A 17395-nucleotide genomic window follows, 5' to 3' on the forward strand; every position below is an offset into this window, starting at 1 on the left:
ATAAGGAGGTTATTATATGTTTTTGGCATTAAAAGAACTAAAACATGGTAAGTTACGTTTTACAATGATTGGGCTTATCATAATATTAATCGCATGGCTTGTATTTATTCTTTCGGGTTTAGGAAATGGATTATCTACACTAAGCGCTGCGACGATTAAAAACTGGGAAGCAGAGCATGTTGTTTATGAAAATGGAGCGGGTGCGACATTTTCAAAATCATTATTATCTCAATCGTTGCAAAGTAACATTGAAGCGCAGCCAGGGGTAGAAGATGTTGCTCCATTTTCTCAGTCAGTTATAGCAATCTTACCAATTGATGGTGTTGCTGAAGGGGAGGACAAAGTAGATGCTGCTTTATTAGGTATTGAAGCTGGCTCATTTTTACACCCAGAAGTAATAGAAGGTAAAGCTGTTGATCCGAAGATTAAAAATGGTGTTGTTGCGAATATCACATTAAAAAATACAAATGGCTATGAAATTGGTGATTCCGTAGCAATTGATGGTTCTGAACTAAATGCAGAAATTATTGGTTTTGTGAAAAACGAGACATTCAATCACTTGCCTTCACTATTTGCAAATATGGATTTTGTACGGGAGTATAAATATTCTGCACCCGGATCAAATAATGGAGTAGAAGATGCTATCAATGCATTCGCCATATTAGGTAAGGACGTAGATGCAGCACAAATAGAAAAAGAAGTCGATGGCGTGGAAATAGTAACCAAATCCGAAGCTATTAATGGTATGCCAGGTTATACTGCGGAAAATGGTACAATAATGATGATGCTAGTGTTCTTAATTGTCATTTCAGCATTCGTTATTGCGGTATTCTTCTATGTTCTAACAATCCAAAAAACACAGCAATTTGGTGTGATGAAAGCAATTGGTGCTTCAAATGGATTTATAGCTAAAGCAATCGTATCTCAAGTATTCGTGTTGTCGTTTTTTAGTATTTTAATAGGTATTGGCCTTACATATCTAACTGCGATGGTATTCCCAGAAGAAATGCCATTTAATTTAGATCCTGTATTAGTTATTATTTATGGAATAGTACTATTAGTGATATCTGTTGGTAGCTCGTTGTTTTCAGTTCGTCGAATTTCAAAAATAGATCCATTAACCGCGTTAGGGAGGGTTGAATAATGACTTTAAGCATGAAAAATGTCTCAAAGGTATATACAGAAGGCGAATCACAAATAGTAGCTTTAGATCAAGTTTCAATGGAGGTTGCTTCTGGAGAGTTTGTGGCCATTATTGGCCCATCAGGTTCTGGAAAGTCAACATTTCTATCGATTGCTGGGGCATTATTAAAACCTTCACAAGGTGAAGTCAAAATTGATAATAAAGATATTGCAACACTAAAAGATAAAGAGCTTTCCAATTTACGATTACATGAAATAGGATTTATATTACAAACGTCTAATTTAATGCCGTACTTAAATGTTTTAGACAATTTACTTCTATTAAAAAAGATGTCGGGTAAAGTAACAAAACAAGATGAAGCCTTTGCAAAAGAATTATTAATAGAGCTTGGTTTGAGCAGTAAATTCGAAAAATTCCCTAATGAGCTTTCTGGTGGGGAACGACAACGTGTAGCAATCGCGCGTTCATTTATGAATGATTCATCGCTTATTTTAGCGGATGAACCTACTGCATCATTGGATACAAACCGTGCAAATGAGGTCGTTTCCCTTATTTCAAAAGAGGTTAAAGCACGTGGTAAGGCTGCTGTTATGGTAACTCATGATGAACGAATGCTGGCATATTGCGACCGCGTTTACCGTATGGAAGATGGTAAATTAACGTTACAATAATATAATTAATAACTTACATGAAACCAAATTCACTAGAAAGCGGAGGCGTTACTATGCAGATTTTATTAGTAGATGATGATTTAGATACATTGCAACTAGTAACTATACATTTGGAACGTGAAGGGTATAAAGTGCATAATGCTGACAATGCGGAAGCAGCGCTAATTTTACTAGAAACTTACAAAGTGGATTTGGCGATTGTAGACGTTATGATGCCGGGTATGAATGGTTTTGAGTTAACAGAAATTTTGACGGAAGATTATGATATTCCCGTGATTTTATTAACCGCTAAAGGTCAATTAGCAGATAAAGAACAAGGATTTACTGCTGGATCAGAAGATTACATAGTAAAGCCATTTGAGCCTAGCGAATTATTATTTAGGGTTGCAGTTGTTTTGCGACGTTATGAAAGATCTTTAGAAAACTTCATAGAAATTGGGAATATGAAAATTGATCGAAAAAACTATGAAGTAATTATAAAAAAAGAAACCGTTTTGTTACCTTTGAAGGAATTTGAACTACTCACTTTGTTAGCATCACGAAGTGGAAAAATCGTGCAACGAATTTTTCTAATTGAGCATACATGGGGAATTGATATTGAGGGTAATGACTATACGCTGAATACACATATTAATCGATTAAGGGAACGATTAATACGTTACGAGGCAAATGTTGAAATTATAACCGTTCGTGGAATTGGTTATAAATTAGAGCTGTTGAAATGAAAACACTTTATCGACAATTTATTAGCGCGACTGTATTAATTTTGTTTTGCAGTATTATCGTCGGATTTGCCCTTGCGAATATTATTTACTTTTCAGTCTCAAAAAACAATATTGATTCACAGAATGTAGAGTTTGCTCAAGAGGTAGCGAATGGAATTGAAAATATGCATGATTCGAAGGATTCTATGCATGCCTATTTATCATTAATCGGTAATTCAGGATATCAAATCTATCTAATATCTAGTTCTGGAGAAAAATACCCCTTTGGTGAAGAATTTCAAAATCTAAAGATACCCACTGAAACAGTTCAAATTATTATGGATGGTGAAATATATCATGGGATGAAATATGCACCGAGTTCGTTATTAATGATGGGACATTTTTCCAATAGCTTGGAAAATTCCGTTGGGGTACCTGTTGTTACACAGCAAGACCAATATGCATTATTTTTGAGACCCGATAACAAGTCCATTTTCTCGGATATCCATGTTGTATTAATGAGCTTTGTCGTTGCAATAGCTATCATTAGCTTACTCGGTGTGGCTGTTATGACACGAAACCTAATACGACCGATTTCATCCTTAACAGAAGCTACTAAGGCGGTAAAAAACGAAAATTTCAATTACCGATTAAATATTTCACGAAACGATGAGATTGGCCAATTGGCGGAAAATTTTAATTTGATGCAGCAGCAGCTTGCTCATAATGATGAATTACGCAAGGGATTTGTAAATGACGTTTCTCATGATTTTCAATCGCCATTAATGAATATTCAAGGTTACTCTGATCTACTTCAAACTGATGAACTAGAGAAAGAAGACAGGTTACAGTATGCAGCCATTATTCAGCGAGAATCTAAGCGATTATCGAACTTAACAAAACAGTTACTTATCTTAACCTCTTTAGATCAGGCTTCTTATTCCTTACAAAGGAATAGTGTCCGATTAGATGAACAGTTAAAAGAGATTATAAGGAAGTCGCAATGGCGAATCAATGAACGTGAATTAGAATTATCCTATAAATTAGAACCTGTAGCTATTCAAGGGGATGCAGAATTACTCATGAGTGTGTGGGATAATTTATTGAGTAATGCTATTAAGTATTCTGAATTAGGAAGTATCATCTCTATTACTTGTCGAGAAGTACATGGTGAAATTCAAATTATTTTCAAAGATACAGGAATAGGGATTAGTAATGAACAATTAGCGCAAATATTTGTCCGCTTTTATCGAGTAGATACAGCTAGAAAAAAAGATGGTACTGGGCTAGGACTATCAATAGTCAAGAAAGTTGTGGAGTTACATGGTGGACAAGTAAATGTCACTAGTAAAGTCGGAAAAGGAAGTACATTTGTAATTAAATTACCAATTAGAAGGAGTTAACATTATGGAAAAGAAATGGTCAATTCGATTAATTCGTTTTGCTGCTATATTTGGAATAATCGGTACGTTTTTAGGGTCTAAAATGAGCGGAAGTATGGATTATTCATTGCGTCCCATACATGCACATATATTATTAGTTGGATGGTTATCCGTATTTGCATGGGGAATATTTTATAGAGTGTATACTGTAAAATACAAAAAACTTGTACCTATACACGCTATTACAGGAATGTTAGGCGCACTTGGTCTAACGTTTGGTATGTGGATGTATAATTTAAACCCATTTAACTTAAATGAAACATTTGTGATGATTTTGTTCATTGTAGGCGGAACTTTATTGTTATTGGCATTTGCATTATTTGTAGTTATTACCTTCTTAACAGAGGATACGAAACAAATTAAGTAAAAGACAATGTAAAGAAATACATTCAAAGTAACAGGTGTTTAGTAAAGAAAGACAGAAAAAAGAGTTTGGAAGTTTCATTTTCCAAGCTCTTTTTTAATATGAGAACAACAATTATTATTAAATTTGGCTAAGTTAAAGGTAAAGGTTGATTGATTTTTAGTAAAAGTATTATGAATTTGACCTGCATCTAAAAATTTGTGAAAGAATGTACTTAACGGCAGTTTCGTTGAAGAAGAAGGTTATTTTGCTACTGTGTTGAATAAGTTAATATATGTAAAATATTGTGCAAAAGGGTTGCTTACTTCAAGTTTGGAGATGAATCAATCAAACTTATATTATTGGATTATTACTCTGTTGCATGTATATCTTGAGTGGTTTTTACATTCGAATTAAAAGAAGGCCAGTTTCCAGAACTCCATTTATTGTCACAGGAATAATAGGGATTTTTGTTTTTTTGATATATTCTTTTTTCTTCACTTAAATTTCGATTATGCAGTTAGAACAAGTGGCTGCCTGTAAGGATAACTTTTCTTATTGAACTAACACAGCAGGTTAGTTCATTATGAAATCGAAATTTTATGGTATTATTTACTGCAAAAGAGGGAGAGGAATTAATGAACAATGGGAATATGAACATTAGAAAAGCTGTTTTATCAGACGTAAAAGGAATAGCAAAAGTACACGTTGATTCTTGGAAAACTACGTATAACAATATAGTTTCAGACCAATATTTAAATAATTTAACATACGAAAGTAGAGAACGGCTATGGGAAAACAATATTCCTAATGGCGGGGTATATGTAGCAGAGACCAATGGCGGGGAAATTGTTGGTTTTTCTTCTGGTGGATTAGAAAGAAGCGGGAATTACCATGGGTTCGAAGGGGAGTTATATGCAATATACATTTTAAAAGAGTATCAGGGCAATGGTTTAGGAAAAGTACTTGTTAAACCAATAATTGAAGAAATTGCAGAATTGGGATTAAACTCTATGCTTGTTCTTGTCTTAAAAGATAATATTTCTCGTCTGTTTTATGAATCACTTGGTGGGAAAAAAATAGATGCTGTTGAAGTTGAGATTTCAGAGAAAAAACTTACCGAACTTGTGTATGGTTGGGAAGATATTAGAAATATATTTTAGTTTTCCTACTTCAACTAAGGGTGTTTTACTTTAAGAAGGAGTAAAGCCTTTTTCTTATTCAACTAAAGCAGCAGTTTAGTTGAACAAGGGGAACTTTATTTTTTGAAATAATTCGAACTTCTATTACTTTTATACGTAATAAAGTAAAAGAATAGGTTAGTTCAATTGAAATAAAGGAGGGGATGAAAATGAGTATTTTTAAAAAGGTGAATTTAAAAGGCTTTTTATTAATTTTCATTATGGCTTTATTTGGAGTGTCTTTTATAACGCATACCCATAGTTATTTCAATACTAAAGAAATAAATTTACTCATTACTGGCTGTTATGAAAATGGTGGGGAAGTCAAATTAGAAATCCATAATAATCTCACAAGTAGTTATTCTTTTGAATGTAAGCCGAAATAGATTTAATTGTAAATATTCATTGTAAAGCAGGAACTTAATTTAATTGAGTTCCTCCATTTCATCTTCACTATTGGGTGCTTTACTTCAAGAAGGAGTATAGCTTTTTTTTCTTAAAATAAGTAGTTTAGTTCAATAAGAGAAACAAAAATTACTCTGTTCCTTTAGGGTCATTTTTTATCTTTTATTCTTCTCTTTAATTGGATTAAAGTTATTAGTACACCTAAATTTATTGCTATTAGAATAGGAAATCCGAAGTAAATAACATAGAGTATCCAATTCAATGCTTCCTTTTCAGAAAGTAATTCCATTTTATCACCTCAAGTAAATCGTATGAAGAAAACTATACCCTCATGCCATTACGACTGTAATATAAAAGAGAAGGTGCTTCGAGATATCACAACGACGCGTGTGCTGTGGTGGTAGCTCATCGCTCACCCCGCGAAACGCGTCCACCTGTAGCGTAAATCAGAAGTATCATTCATTCATTAAAATTTTATAAATAATCCAATATTCATGCTGTGTTCTATATTATTGCTTATCTATTAAAAAAGGATCACCCAAGTAAGATACTTGAATAATCCTTCACACTAATCTATCGGATTTTTCTCATCATCTAAAGTGAAACCTTCTCCCATTACATCCTTTACTTCTGTTATAGACACAAATGCATGTGGATCGATAGAACTTATAACCGACTTCAATGCACTTATCTGGTTTTTCGCTACGACGCAATAGATTACTTCCCGACTACTTTTTGTGAAATGTCCATGTCCGTTTAATATTGTTACTCCGCGAGATAATTTATTCGTAATGAGATCAGCAATCTCATTTTGCTTGTCTGAAATGATAAATGCACCTCTAGCAGAATATGCGCCTTCTTGCACAAAATCTATAACTCTTGCGCCAACGTATACTGCAACAAGCGTATACATCATGGAACGCTCATTTAGGAAAGTCGCCCAGGATAACAAAATGACAAATGCATCGAAGATAAACATCGTTTTACCCATGCTCCATCCCTTGTATTTGAATACAAGTCGGGCGATAATATCGACCCCTCCGGTTGTACCACCATATTTGAAAATAATACCTAAACCTACACCTACAAAAACCCCAGCAAATAGTGAAACTAGAAACAAGTCATCTTCTAGCCCAAGATGGAATTCATAAATATCAAATAATTTTAAAAATACGGATACTGAAACAGTGCCAATCACTGTATAAGCAAACATTTTCCGCCCAAGCAACTTCCAACCTAAGAAGAACATTGGTATATTTAATAAAAGGTTCATCAATGCTACATCCCAGTTGAATGCAAAATATAAAACGAGAGTAATACCAGAAAATCCACCTTCACCAAGTTCATTTTGCATATTAAAGTGAACAAAGCCAAAACTATAAATGGCTGATCCCAATATAATCATTATAATATTTTTTAATTTAAGTCCAACTCCCATTGTTACACCTCGCTTATTAGTTCATACTTAAGTTATTATCGATTATTTTGATGTTTTTGACAACTAGCTGCTTTTCTTATTAGGATATACACGAAGGAGAGATAGATTATATGGTAGAGAAAAAAACTTTATCTGATTTACAACTAGAAGTGGATACATACATAAACCAGTTTAAAGAAGGTTATTTCCCACCAATGGAACTACTAGCAAGACTTACGGAAGAACTAGGGGAGCTCTCCCGTGAAGTTCAACATAAGTATGGGACAAAGAAAAAGAAATCTACAGAAGTGGAGAAAGAAATTGCGGATGAGATGGGAGATTTCTTTTTCGTACTATTATGTTTGGCAAATGCAGAAGGTATAGATCTGCAGCAATCACTAGAGCAAGTTTTAAACAAATATAATACAAGAGATAAAGATAGATGGACGATTAAGGAGGACTAATAATGGTTATTAAAGTAGCGGTAGCAGGCCCAAGAGGTAAAATGGGAAGAGAAGCAGTAGCAACTGTAATAAAAAACGAAAATTTTTTATTAGTGGCAGTTTTGGATTATAAGCAAGAGACAGAGTGCTTAGGGGATAACATTCCCATCTTCACATCATTAGACTTATTAATCGAACAAACAGAACCTGATGTATTAGTTGATCTGACTATTCCTTCTGCCGTTTTTGAGCATGCGATGACTGCACTTGACTATGGTGTGAGACCAGTTATTGGTACAACGGGCTTTACTGATTTACAATTAGATACATTAAGAAACAAAGTAGAAGAGGTACAAGTAGGATGTATTATTGCCCCAAACTTTTCTATAGGTGCGGTGCTTATGATGAAGTTTGCACAAACAGCAGCAAAATATTTGCCGAATGTGGAAATTATTGAGATGCATCATGATCAAAAAGTAGATGCTCCTTCTGGAACAGCAATTAAAACAGCTCAGATGATACAACAAACACGCACTTCTATGGAACAGGGACATCCGGATGAAGAAGAGATAATTCCAGGTGCAAGAGGAGCAAAAATGGATGGCATGCATATACATAGTGTCCGATTACCTGGTTTAGTTGCACATCAACAGGTGCTTTTAGGTGGAGAGGGGCAATTGCTAACACTACGTCATGATTCTTTTGACCGCGCATCCTTTATGTCTGGAATTGTATTGTCTATCAATGAGATCATGGAGCGTGATGTTCTGATTTATGGTTTAGAAGATATTATTTTATAGGAGGGAAACAATGAGAATTGCATTAGTTGCACATGACCAGAAAAAAGAAGATTTGATACAGTTCGTAACAGCATATAAGTCAATATTAATAGAGCACGAATTATTTGCTACCGGAACAACCGGAACACGAATTATAGATGAAGTTGGTTTAAATATATTTAGATATAAATCTGGACCACTAGGTGGAGACCAGCAAATAGGATCAGCGATTGCAAATAACGAAATGGATATGGTTATATTTTTCCGAGATCCACTTACCGCTCAACCGCATGAGCCAGATGTAACGGCGCTTATTCGACTTTGCGATGTATATCAGATCCCACTTGCAACAAATATGGGAACAGCTGAAATCCTTTTAAAAGGTATAGAACAAGGTTTTTTAGATTGGCGTTTACTAGAAGAGAGACGTTCACGTTAAGGAAGTGATTAAGTGCGTAAATTGAAAATAGGAATTACTTGCTATCCATCTGTTGGGGGATCAGGGGTAATTGCAACAGAATTAGGAAAGATGCTTGCAGCAAAAGGGCATGAAATACATTTCATCACATCTGGGATCCCTTTCCGACTAAATAAAATATCTCCAAAGATCACATTTCATCAAGTGGAAGTGAATAGCTACTCTGTTTTTCAATATGCTCCATACGATATTGCTTTAGCCAATAAAATGGCAGAGGTAATTGTAGATGAGCAATTAGATGTATTGCATGTACATTATGCTATTCCTCATGCGGTGTGTGCAATACTGGCAAAGGATATGGCAAACTCAGATATCGGCATTGTTACTACTTTACATGGAACTGATATAACCGTTTTAGGATATGACTCGTCGTTAAAAGGCGCAATAAAGTATGGGATAGAAAAATCAGATGTCGTAACGGCAGTGTCTCATTCCCTTGGCCAAGAAACAATGGATTTAATATCCCCAAATAAGGATATTGAGACGATATATAATTTTATTGATGAGCAAGAATATACTAAAAAGGATGCAGGTAATCTAAAGGAGTTATTAGGTATAAAACCACATGAAAAAGTAGTAATTCATGTTTCTAACTTTAGAAAAGTAAAGCATGTTCCGGATATAGTACAGAGCTTTAAGCTTATCCATGAAGAGGTTCCTTCTAAATTACTGTTAGTAGGAGATGGACCCGAAAAACATCCTATTATGGAATCCATTAAAGGTACATCTATCGAAAATGATGTTCTATTTTTAGGTAAACAGGAAAATCTATCAGAACTATATTCCATAGCAGATCTTATGCTACTGCTTTCTGAAAAAGAGTCTTTTGGTTTAGTGCTATTAGAAGCAATGGCTTGTGGAGTGCCTTGTATAGGAACGAATGTAGGTGGCATTCCTGAAGTAATTACGAATGGCGAAAATGGATTTATCGTGGAACTAGGGGATTGGAAAAAGGTAGCAGAACATGGTGTGGAAGTTTTACAAAACCCCTCATTACATAAACAGATTGTCGATAGGTCCTTAGAAGTTATACGGGATCGATTTAGTTCTAAAAGTATTGTAGAGCAGTATGAAGAAATGTATGAAAGAGTGGCGAGAAAATAGCTTGATGAAAAATCGGTGGCCGGCAGCTTATAAAATAATAGAAGAACTGGAACAGGCAGGCTTTGAGGCGTTTGTAGTAGGGGGGGCTGTCCGAGACTTTGTACGTAATGCTCCTGCAAATGATGTAGATATCACTACAAATGCTACTCCCTTGGAGGTCAAACAGATATTTACTCATACTATTGATGTTGGAATCGAACATGGGACTGTTTTAGTTGTAGTAGATGAGCCTATTGAAGTAACTACGTATCGCTCGGAATCTACCTACTCTGATTTTAGACGACCAGATGGTGTAACATTTGTACGTAATTTACAAGAGGATCTTCAACGAAGAGACTTTACGATAAATGCAATGGCCTTAACTAAAGAAGATGAGCTTGTCGATTATTTTGGAGGCAAAAAAGCTATCGAGGAAGAAATAATTCAAGCGGTTGGAAATCCTCAGTTAAGATTTTCAGAGGATGCATTACGTATGTTAAGAGCAGTACGTTTCTCAGCGCAGCTGAATTTTACACTTGAGCAAGAGACCTTTCAAGCAATTCGTTCCTTACATGCACTTATTAAGCATGTCTCCATTGAAAGAGTAAAAGTGGAGCTAGAAAAGATATGGCTAAGTGACTTTCCTTTCAAAGGCATGAAACTTTTTGTAGAAAGTGGATTATCTCAGAATTTCCCTGGCGACTGGGAAAGGCATCTACAAAGTTGGGACAACTTCTCGAGTTTTAATGTTAAAGCTAATGGATGGGCCTTCTTTGCTCTATTGCAGTCGAACGAAAATATTAACATTCTTTTAAATCATTATAAATGCTCAAATGATGAGAAAAGACATGTAAAACATGTGTTGGAAGCAGTTTATAGTTTGGAAAAAGGTGCTTGGACGCTTGATGAATTATTCCTTTTTAGGGAGGAAGTTCTGACAGTAGCTTACCACTTTGGAAACTCCATTTTTTCAAATGAAATAGCTCATCCACTTGCGAAATTTTTACTACAGAAACGTACACTTCCCATTACTTCTAAAAAAGATATTGTTGTGAATGGAAATGACCTGATTGAATGGACAAACAAAAAAAGAGGCCCATGGATAAAAGAAGTATTAGACATATTAACGGGCATGATTGTAAATGGAAAAATAAATAATGACAGACACGAAATAAAGGAATGGTTTTCTCATGAATATCTCCATTAAAGAAAAAATTCTTTCAACGCTTATCAATGCTAAAGGGGAACCGGTCTCTGGCCAGAAGTTAGCAGATGAACTACATATTTCACGAACCATGATCTGGAAGCATTTGAAAAGTATAGAAGAGGATGGCTATGTAATTGAAGCTATCAAAAAGAAGGGGTATATACTCCAGTCTATACCGGATTTAGTTACGCCAGAGCAAATTCTTCCTAAACTTAACACGAAACAATTAGGAAGAAATATTGATTATTATACATCTTGTACATCCACTCAAATTATTGCCGCTGACAAAGCACGTCAGGGTGCCTCTCATGGAACGGTTATTATTTCGGAGGAACAAACTGCTGGAAAAGGAAGGTTAGAACGCAGCTGGGACTCTACTGCAAATAAAGGCATATGGATGAGCGTTATTATTCGTCCAAATATAAGTCCCGAGTTTGCTGCTCAGTTTACACTGGTTTCAGCTGTAGCTATCAATCAAGCTATTCAAGAGGTAACTAATCTTACACCTCAGATTAAGTGGCCAAATGATATATTGATAAACGGAAAAAAAGTCACCGGTATTTTGACGGAATTACAGGCAGATATGGATATAGTCCATTCAATTATTATAGGAATTGGTGTCAATGTAAATCAGGAACTAAGTGCATTTGACGAATCCATCCAAAACATTGCCACTTCATTGAAAATGGAAAATGGAGAAGAGGTGGATCGTTCCTTATTGGTAGCTAAAATACTTTACTATCTAGAAAAATATGGCGATCTATATGTAGAAAAAGGCTTTGAACCTATTAAAATACTATGGGAAAGCCATAACTGCACGATTGGAAAACGTATACGTGCCACTATGTTACGAGAAACACTTGAAGGTGTAGCTTTAGGTATTACGAAAGATGGAGTTTTAGAGCTGAGATTAGATAATGGTGAAATTCGTGGTATTTATTCGGCAGATATTCATTTGTTAGGAAGAAGTTAGTTTGGACGGATTTCATTTTTTTTGTTATTCTGTATGTGTTGGGCAGTATCCTTTAAGAACTGCACCTTTAGAAAAAGAGTTTTGTTAACTAAATAGTCTGCCTTGATCTATATGACAGGGACGGGAAAACCTATAAATACAATTTTTCTGCCCTTCTGTCCATAACGGAATAGAAGGGCTTTTATATGGTTTTCTCTTCACCACAAATGGAGGGATTTTGTATGAAAACAACGAGTAACTTTATTAGTATGAAAAAAAACGACGAGAAAATTACGATGATGACAGCTTATGATTTTCCGACCGCTAAATTTGCGGAAGAAGCAGGAATGGATATGATTCTTGTGGGCGATTCACTAGGTATGGTCGTTTTAGGCTATGACTCTACTGTTTTCGTAACGATGGACGATATGATTCATCATGGAAAAGCAGTTAGACGCGGTGCGAAGGATACTTTTGTAGTGGTCGATATGCCTTTTGGGACGTTTCACGGTTCATTGGATTCAGCATTAACTAATGCGGTTCAACTTATGCAGCAAACGGGTGCACAGGCTGTGAAACTCGAAGGTGCGGATGATGTATTGCCAGTCATTGAAAAATTGACATTTGCCGGTATTCCAGTTATCGCTCATCTAGGTTTGTTGCCTCAATCTGCGGGTGTACTAGGTGGATATAAAGTACAAGGAAAAACTGCAGCAGCAGCAGAAAAGTTAATAGAAGACGCAAAACTATGTGAAAAAGCTGGGGCTTGTGCCGTCGTTTTAGAATGTATTCCACATCAACTGACAGACACTATTTCTAAGGCTCTTACCATTCCTACTATTGGTATTGGAGCAGGTGCACAAGCTGACGGGCAAGTGTTAGTTTTTCATGATATGGTAAAGTATGGTACACATCATATTCCTAAATTTGTGAAGGAATTTGCAAATGTTGGGGAACCAATTTTAGCTGGTATTAAGCAATATGTAGAGGAAGTTAAAAATGGTGCTTTCCCAACAGTAGAACATTCCTTTACGATGAAGAAAGAGCAACTTTCCGCACTATATGGAGGCAATCATGCAAACAATACAAACGATAAATGAGCTAAAACAAATAATCGAACTAAATAAAGACAAAACGATAGGTTTCGTTCCCACAATGGGCTATTTGCACGAAGGACATCTAGCCTTATTAACTAAGGCTAGAATCGATAATGACATAGTCGTGGCAAGTATTTTCGTGAATCCTGCTCAGTTTGGTCCAAATGAAGATTTAGACAGATATCCAAGAGATATTGAAAGTGATACACAACTAGCTACAGATGCTGGAGTAGATGTATTATTTGTTCCAAGTGCAAAGGAAATGTATCCTTTTGAAAGTGGTATCTCTATAGGGGTAGGAAATCTTTCCACTAAGCTATGTGGTGAAAGTAGACCAGGACATTTTGAAGGTGTCCTAAAGGTAATTACTAAATTATTTAATCTTGTTCAGCCAACGAAGGCATACTTTGGACAAAAGGATGCACAACAACTAGCTATTATTGAGACATTTGTGAATGCGTATAATTTCCCAGTAGAAATAGTTCGGGTACAGACAGTGAGGAAGCTTGATGGACTTGCTAAGAGCTCCCGGAATGTATTTTTAAGCGAACAAGAACGATTAGAAGCAGTTCATTTGTATAAAGCTTTGCAATTAGCTACAGAAACATGGGAAAAAACAAATGACTTACCAGCGGCAATTGCAAAAGGGAAAGAGCATATTGAGAGCAACACCTCTGGTAAGATTGATTATTTAGAAGCATTATCTTATCCAACGTTACAGTCAGTTACAGATGATACGAAGGAAGTACTGTTTGCGACAGCCGTATTTTTTGAGAAGGCACGTTTGATAGATAATATTTTAAAAGAAAAAAAGGATGTGTAATATATGTTGCGAATGATGTTAAATGGGAAGATCCACCGAGCAGTAGTAACGGAAGCTGATTTAAATTATGTAGGAAGTATTACAATAGATCAGAATATATTAGATGCTGTAGGTATGTTACCTAACGAAAAAGTGCATATAGTAAATAATAATAACGGTGCACGTTTTGAGACATATATTATCTCAGGTGAACGAGGTAGTGGTGTTATTTGTGTAAATGGAGCAGCTGCACGTCTAGTTCAACGTGGGGATGTAGTAATCATACTATCGTATGCATATGTGATGAATGAAGAAGCACAATCACATAAGCCAACAGTGGCAATTATGAATGAAGATAATTCTATCAAACAAATCATCCATTACGAACCGGAAGCAACAGTTATGTAATTGAATACAAAATACGCCTGCCATTCAAATCAGTGAACACTGACTTGAATGGCAGGCTATTTATATCTAATCGGCTACTTCTTCTTTTTAAAATTGCTCGACAAATTATGTATAGATTATCGATGTAATAGTTTTAATACTTGTTTAGAAACTTCTTGCATGTGTGGCCGAGAAATTTTGGTGTAGCATTTTGGATTGAAATGTTAATCGCACAACCTATAGCGCGTTATGCTATGAAATCACTCCATGCGAGACAAGCGAAGAAAGTTGAAAGTGTAAACAGTTAAAGAAATTTGGTTTTCTTTTGCTTACACTAGATTCATGGGACTTGAAGAAGCAAACTCCATAAATTACCGAAAAAAAGGGATATTGGTTGTGACATCCGTCACATCCAGTATCCCTTTAAATACATTCGGTAATAATATAGTAAAGAATACAGGTTCTAAGAGAATTGTGGCGTGTCCTTTGCCCATGTCCTCTTATCCTCTTCAGACTAAACTTTATACTAGTATGTTTATCTTGGATTAGATTTCTTCTTGGAAATAGATTTTATAAAACTTCCGATTTGTAGCTTCATCATAGCCAACTTCAATCAGCTCATTGACTTGTTCAATATCTCGTACATTCACTTGAATTTCAATATTGGAATCTAATTTAATTTTACGTTTATACGTTTTTTCGGCTTTTGCAATGGCACTTTCAGAAATGATCGTTTCATATGGTTTTACTGAATTGACAATTATATCTTTTTGAACTGAATCTGTTTTTTCAAAGACTGTGTCAATATAATTATCTACCTGGAACTCTTCTTCATTTCTAAAGTATTCGAGTGTCTTATTCAAATAACCCAATTTCTCGGTATTCGTATAGTTTTCTTCCTTAATAATATACTTTTTACATTCTGTTAAAGCTAACTCTGTTTTGTGATAATGCTCATCCGCTACTTTAATCTTCAAAAAACGCTCTTGCCAGTATACGACATCCTCTTTCTTTTTTGTTTTCATAAAGACAGCTGGTGCTACGTCTGGACCCATGTCCATGATAACCGCCATATTATTGATTTTTTTTACATTAATTCCGTCAATGCCGTTCACAACCATTTTATTTTGCTCATTTTTCACATCTAAAAACATTTCTTTTTCATCAATTTTGACGATAGCTATTACTTTTTTCACTTCGTTATGCCATAGGCAATTATCAAATAACCCTATGAATAAATCTCCGTGTTTAATATTTGGATGCTGAGAAACACTTTTTAAATGAGTGGCAATCTGGTTGGATTGCTCTAGGAAACTAGTATCCTGATCAAATATGGAGTTTACATACGTATATACTTCATTCAATCCTATGTCTGATTCGTGGAAAAACTCGAATTGTTGCTCCAAATCAATTTTGTTAAAAGCTAATTGAGTAAAAGCCGCTTCCAACATCGTTTCAGGTTGGGAGAGTGCTTCATCGCCTAGTACAAGCATATCGCCGACGTGATGTACAACATATTTCGTTAATTTACTTTCACTTACCTCTAGCACGGTGTTCACCTTCTAATCTTTAATTGTAGACAATTTACCATATCATACTTCGCATCAGATTTTCATGAATTAATTAAAAAAGTAATGTATGGATTCAATTTTTAATCAGGAAACAGAGTAATAGAGGTTATTTATTCGTGTGATTGTAAGAAAAAAGAATTATTTGAAAACGAATAATATAGTAGTTGTTTCCAATAATTTTCTATGATATATTATCATCAATACTTATTAAAGATCTTTAATAAGTATATTTAAGTAGGAGGTGGAGTTAGTGAATGCTACTCCAAAGTCTGTGAGGAAAGTAATTATTTCGAGTATTAGGAAGTCGCTTTTAGAGTTTGAAAGTGCAACAAAAGCTGAACTCTGCGATAAATTAGACATTAGTTTCCCAACTATAAGTAAGTTTCTTGCTCAAATGGAGAAGAGTGGAGAGGTTATTTCAGTCGGTTTAGATGAATCCAGTGGAGGTAGACGAGCAAAAAGGTATAAGTACAATCCTGAGCATACGCTTGGTCTTTCCATTTTTTTAGAGAGGCAAGAAACAAATTATGCGATTTTTAATTGTGTGGGAGAGGTGAAAGAGCGGGGGGTAATTCCAAGTGTATTAGTGGAAGGTGGCTTACAGCTATTAACTATGAGCATGGAAAAATTAATAGCAGAATACCAAAAAATTAGCTCTATCGCAATAGGGGTACCTGGTTCTGTTGATAATGGAAGGATTTTTCATATACCTGGATATGTGAACTTTCAAAATTTTGATATTAAAGGATTTTATGAAAATCATTTTTCGATACCTGTGGTTGTTGAGAACGATATGAATGCTGCCGTACTCGGATATCACCATTATAAGGGGGGGAAGAACAATCCCTCCCTTGTATATTTGTATATAGGTCAAAATGGTCCTGGTGCAGGTTTTTTGATAAATGGAGATGTGGTGCGCGGGAGTACATTTTTCGCTGGGGAGATTTCGTTCGTCCCTCAGTATGATGAGCAGAATTTATGGCAAGCGTTAGAAAACAACGGAACTGAATCTAAAGAAGCTCCTTTTTCTCAAGATTATCAGATTGATCCGATTAGCCGATTAGTAGCATCATTTACAGCAAGCATTAACCCACATACCATCATTTTTTGCAAAGATGAAGTGGATGAAGCGTTAGTAGAAAAAATTACTAGTGCAAGTTCTAATTATGTTCCACCAGAACATCTTCCTAAGCTAACTATAAGTGATTGGAAACAAGATTATTTATATGGACTACAAAGATTAGGGATAGAGCTTATGTTGAATGAAATAAAATAATTGGAAGTATATG

Annotated in this window: 19 protein-coding genes; 17 read left to right on the forward strand and 2 right to left on the reverse strand. The window is 35.2% G+C overall.

The features are described from left to right. Positions 1 to 16 precede the first annotated feature (16 nt). The 7 genes from MKX53_RS07615 (at position 17) to MKX53_RS07645 (ending at position 5871) form a co-directional block, all read left to right on the forward strand. A complete protein-coding gene (locus MKX53_RS07615) occupies positions 17 to 1144 on the forward strand; it encodes an ABC transporter permease (RefSeq protein WP_340910355.1) in 1128 nt (375 codons plus the stop codon). Continuing rightward, positions 1144 to 1815, forward strand: a complete 672-nt coding sequence (locus MKX53_RS07620; RefSeq protein WP_340910358.1) for an ABC transporter ATP-binding protein — start codon at positions 1144 to 1146, stop codon at positions 1813 to 1815. Before MKX53_RS07615 ends, MKX53_RS07620 begins: the two co-directional genes overlap by 1 nt. A 53-nt stretch (positions 1816 to 1868) precedes the next feature. Beyond that, positions 1869 to 2540 carry a response regulator transcription factor gene (locus MKX53_RS07625; RefSeq protein ID WP_340768988.1) on the forward strand — a complete coding sequence of 224 codons (672 nt, stop codon included), beginning with the start codon at positions 1869 to 1871 and terminating at the stop codon, positions 2538 to 2540. Further along, on the forward strand, positions 2537 to 3922 hold the full coding sequence (locus tag MKX53_RS07630; protein ID WP_340910361.1) for a sensor histidine kinase: 1386 nt from the start codon (positions 2537 to 2539) through the stop codon (positions 3920 to 3922). Before MKX53_RS07625 ends, MKX53_RS07630 begins: the two co-directional genes overlap by 4 nt. 4 nt (positions 3923 to 3926) lie before the next feature. Next, positions 3927 to 4328: a hypothetical protein gene (locus MKX53_RS07635; protein WP_340762105.1), complete on the forward strand. Its 402-nt coding sequence runs from the start codon at positions 3927 to 3929 to the stop codon at positions 4326 to 4328. A 614-nt stretch (positions 4329 to 4942) separates the two neighbouring features. After that, entirely contained in the window at positions 4943 to 5467 is a 525-nt protein-coding gene (locus MKX53_RS07640) for a GNAT family N-acetyltransferase (RefSeq protein ID WP_340910362.1), read from the forward strand. A 188-nt stretch (positions 5468 to 5655) separates the two neighbouring features. After that, positions 5656 to 5871, forward strand: a complete 216-nt coding sequence (locus MKX53_RS07645; RefSeq protein ID WP_340910363.1) for a hypothetical protein — start codon at positions 5656 to 5658, stop codon at positions 5869 to 5871. Positions 5872 to 6458: 587 nt separating this feature from the next. On the opposite strand, the gene MKX53_RS07650 is transcribed toward MKX53_RS07645, so the two are convergent. Beyond that, positions 6459 to 7328, reverse strand: coding sequence for a YitT family protein (locus tag MKX53_RS07650; RefSeq protein WP_340910365.1), 870 nt, complete (start codon positions 7326 to 7328; stop codon positions 6459 to 6461). 110 nt (positions 7329 to 7438) lie between these two features. On the opposite strand from MKX53_RS07650, the gene MKX53_RS07655 reads away from it, so the two are divergent. The 9 genes from MKX53_RS07655 (at position 7439) to panD (ending at position 14556) form a co-directional block, all read left to right on the forward strand. Beyond that, positions 7439 to 7771, forward strand: coding sequence for a nucleotide pyrophosphohydrolase (locus MKX53_RS07655; RefSeq protein WP_093534657.1), 333 nt, complete (start codon positions 7439 to 7441; stop codon positions 7769 to 7771). 2 nt (positions 7772 to 7773) lie between these two features. Continuing rightward, the gene (gene dapB, locus MKX53_RS07660) at positions 7774 to 8550 is read left to right on the forward strand and encodes a 4-hydroxy-tetrahydrodipicolinate reductase (protein ID WP_340910367.1); all 777 of its coding nucleotides are present in this window, start codon (positions 7774 to 7776) and stop codon (positions 8548 to 8550) included. 10 nt (positions 8551 to 8560) lie between these two features. Then, the gene (mgsA, locus tag MKX53_RS07665; RefSeq protein WP_093534653.1) at positions 8561 to 8968 is read left to right on the forward strand and encodes a methylglyoxal synthase; all 408 of its coding nucleotides are present in this window, start codon (positions 8561 to 8563) and stop codon (positions 8966 to 8968) included. Positions 8969 to 8980: 12 nt separating this feature from the next. Further along, positions 8981 to 10111: an N-acetyl-alpha-D-glucosaminyl L-malate synthase BshA gene (gene bshA, locus MKX53_RS07670; RefSeq protein ID WP_093534651.1), complete on the forward strand. Its 1131-nt coding sequence runs from the start codon at positions 8981 to 8983 to the stop codon at positions 10109 to 10111. Further along, positions 10089 to 11297 (forward strand): CCA tRNA nucleotidyltransferase, encoded by a 1209-nt coding sequence (locus MKX53_RS07675; protein WP_340910369.1) that lies wholly within the window; start codon positions 10089 to 10091, stop codon positions 11295 to 11297. The genes bshA and MKX53_RS07675 overlap by 23 nt, the downstream gene beginning before the upstream one ends. Further along, complete coding sequence (locus MKX53_RS07680) at positions 11281 to 12270, forward strand: biotin--[acetyl-CoA-carboxylase] ligase (protein WP_340910371.1); 990 nt, start codon at positions 11281 to 11283, stop codon at positions 12268 to 12270. Before MKX53_RS07675 ends, MKX53_RS07680 begins: the two co-directional genes overlap by 17 nt. 221 nt (positions 12271 to 12491) lie before the next feature. Then, a complete protein-coding gene (gene panB, locus MKX53_RS07685; RefSeq protein ID WP_340910375.1) occupies positions 12492 to 13349 on the forward strand; it encodes a 3-methyl-2-oxobutanoate hydroxymethyltransferase in 858 nt (285 codons plus the stop codon). Further along, the gene (panC, locus tag MKX53_RS07690; RefSeq protein ID WP_340910377.1) at positions 13324 to 14169 is read left to right on the forward strand and encodes a pantoate--beta-alanine ligase; all 846 of its coding nucleotides are present in this window, start codon (positions 13324 to 13326) and stop codon (positions 14167 to 14169) included. Before panB ends, panC begins: the two co-directional genes overlap by 26 nt. 3 nt (positions 14170 to 14172) lie before the next feature. After that, positions 14173 to 14556 (forward strand): aspartate 1-decarboxylase, encoded by a 384-nt coding sequence (gene panD, locus MKX53_RS07695; protein ID WP_093534641.1) that lies wholly within the window; start codon positions 14173 to 14175, stop codon positions 14554 to 14556. A 524-nt stretch (positions 14557 to 15080) separates the two neighbouring features. Here the strand turns inward: panD and MKX53_RS07700 are convergent. Beyond that, a complete protein-coding gene (locus MKX53_RS07700; protein WP_340910378.1) occupies positions 15081 to 16085 on the reverse strand; it encodes a nucleoid-associated protein in 1005 nt (334 codons plus the stop codon). Between the two features lie 271 nt (positions 16086 to 16356). Between MKX53_RS07700 and MKX53_RS07705 the strand changes: the two genes are divergently transcribed. After that, entirely contained in the window at positions 16357 to 17382 is a 1026-nt protein-coding gene (locus tag MKX53_RS07705) for an ROK family transcriptional regulator (protein WP_340910380.1), read from the forward strand. Positions 17383 to 17395: the final 13 nt, after the last annotated feature.

This window comes from Psychrobacillus sp. FSL K6-4615, assembly GCF_038008225.1.
Lineage (GTDB): Bacteria > Bacillota > Bacilli > Bacillales_A > Planococcaceae > Psychrobacillus > Psychrobacillus psychrotolerans.

Excerpts from the sequence above, each read along its gene's own strand:
- mgsA (WP_093534653.1), top strand. The coding sequence starts at position 8,561 with ATGAGAATTGCATTAGTTGCACATGACCAGAAAAAAGAAGATTTGATA.
- MKX53_RS07655 (WP_093534657.1), top strand. The coding sequence starts at position 7,439 with ATGGTAGAGAAAAAAACTTTATCTGATTTACAACTAGAAGTGGATACA.
- MKX53_RS07640 (WP_340910362.1), top strand. The coding sequence starts at position 4,943 with ATGAACAATGGGAATATGAACATTAGAAAAGCTGTTTTATCAGACGTA.
- panC (WP_340910377.1), top strand. The coding sequence starts at position 13,324 with ATGCAAACAATACAAACGATAAATGAGCTAAAACAAATAATCGAACTA.
- MKX53_RS07630 (WP_340910361.1), top strand. The coding sequence starts at position 2,537 with ATGAAAACACTTTATCGACAATTTATTAGCGCGACTGTATTAATTTTG.
- MKX53_RS07650 (WP_340910365.1), bottom strand. The coding sequence starts at position 7,328 with ATGGGAGTTGGACTTAAATTAAAAAATATTATAATGATTATATTGGGA.
- panB (WP_340910375.1), top strand. The coding sequence starts at position 12,492 with ATGAAAACAACGAGTAACTTTATTAGTATGAAAAAAAACGACGAGAAA.
- panD (WP_093534641.1), top strand. The coding sequence starts at position 14,173 with ATGTTGCGAATGATGTTAAATGGGAAGATCCACCGAGCAGTAGTAACG.
- MKX53_RS07615 (WP_340910355.1), top strand. The coding sequence starts at position 17 with ATGTTTTTGGCATTAAAAGAACTAAAACATGGTAAGTTACGTTTTACA.
- MKX53_RS07625 (WP_340768988.1), top strand. The coding sequence starts at position 1,869 with ATGCAGATTTTATTAGTAGATGATGATTTAGATACATTGCAACTAGTA.
- MKX53_RS07635 (WP_340762105.1), top strand. The coding sequence starts at position 3,927 with ATGGAAAAGAAATGGTCAATTCGATTAATTCGTTTTGCTGCTATATTT.
- MKX53_RS07645 (WP_340910363.1), top strand. The coding sequence starts at position 5,656 with ATGAGTATTTTTAAAAAGGTGAATTTAAAAGGCTTTTTATTAATTTTC.
- dapB (WP_340910367.1), top strand. The coding sequence starts at position 7,774 with ATGGTTATTAAAGTAGCGGTAGCAGGCCCAAGAGGTAAAATGGGAAGA.
- MKX53_RS07680 (WP_340910371.1), top strand. The coding sequence starts at position 11,281 with ATGAATATCTCCATTAAAGAAAAAATTCTTTCAACGCTTATCAATGCT.
- MKX53_RS07620 (WP_340910358.1), top strand. The coding sequence starts at position 1,144 with ATGACTTTAAGCATGAAAAATGTCTCAAAGGTATATACAGAAGGCGAA.
- MKX53_RS07675 (WP_340910369.1), top strand. The coding sequence starts at position 10,089 with ATGAAAGAGTGGCGAGAAAATAGCTTGATGAAAAATCGGTGGCCGGCA.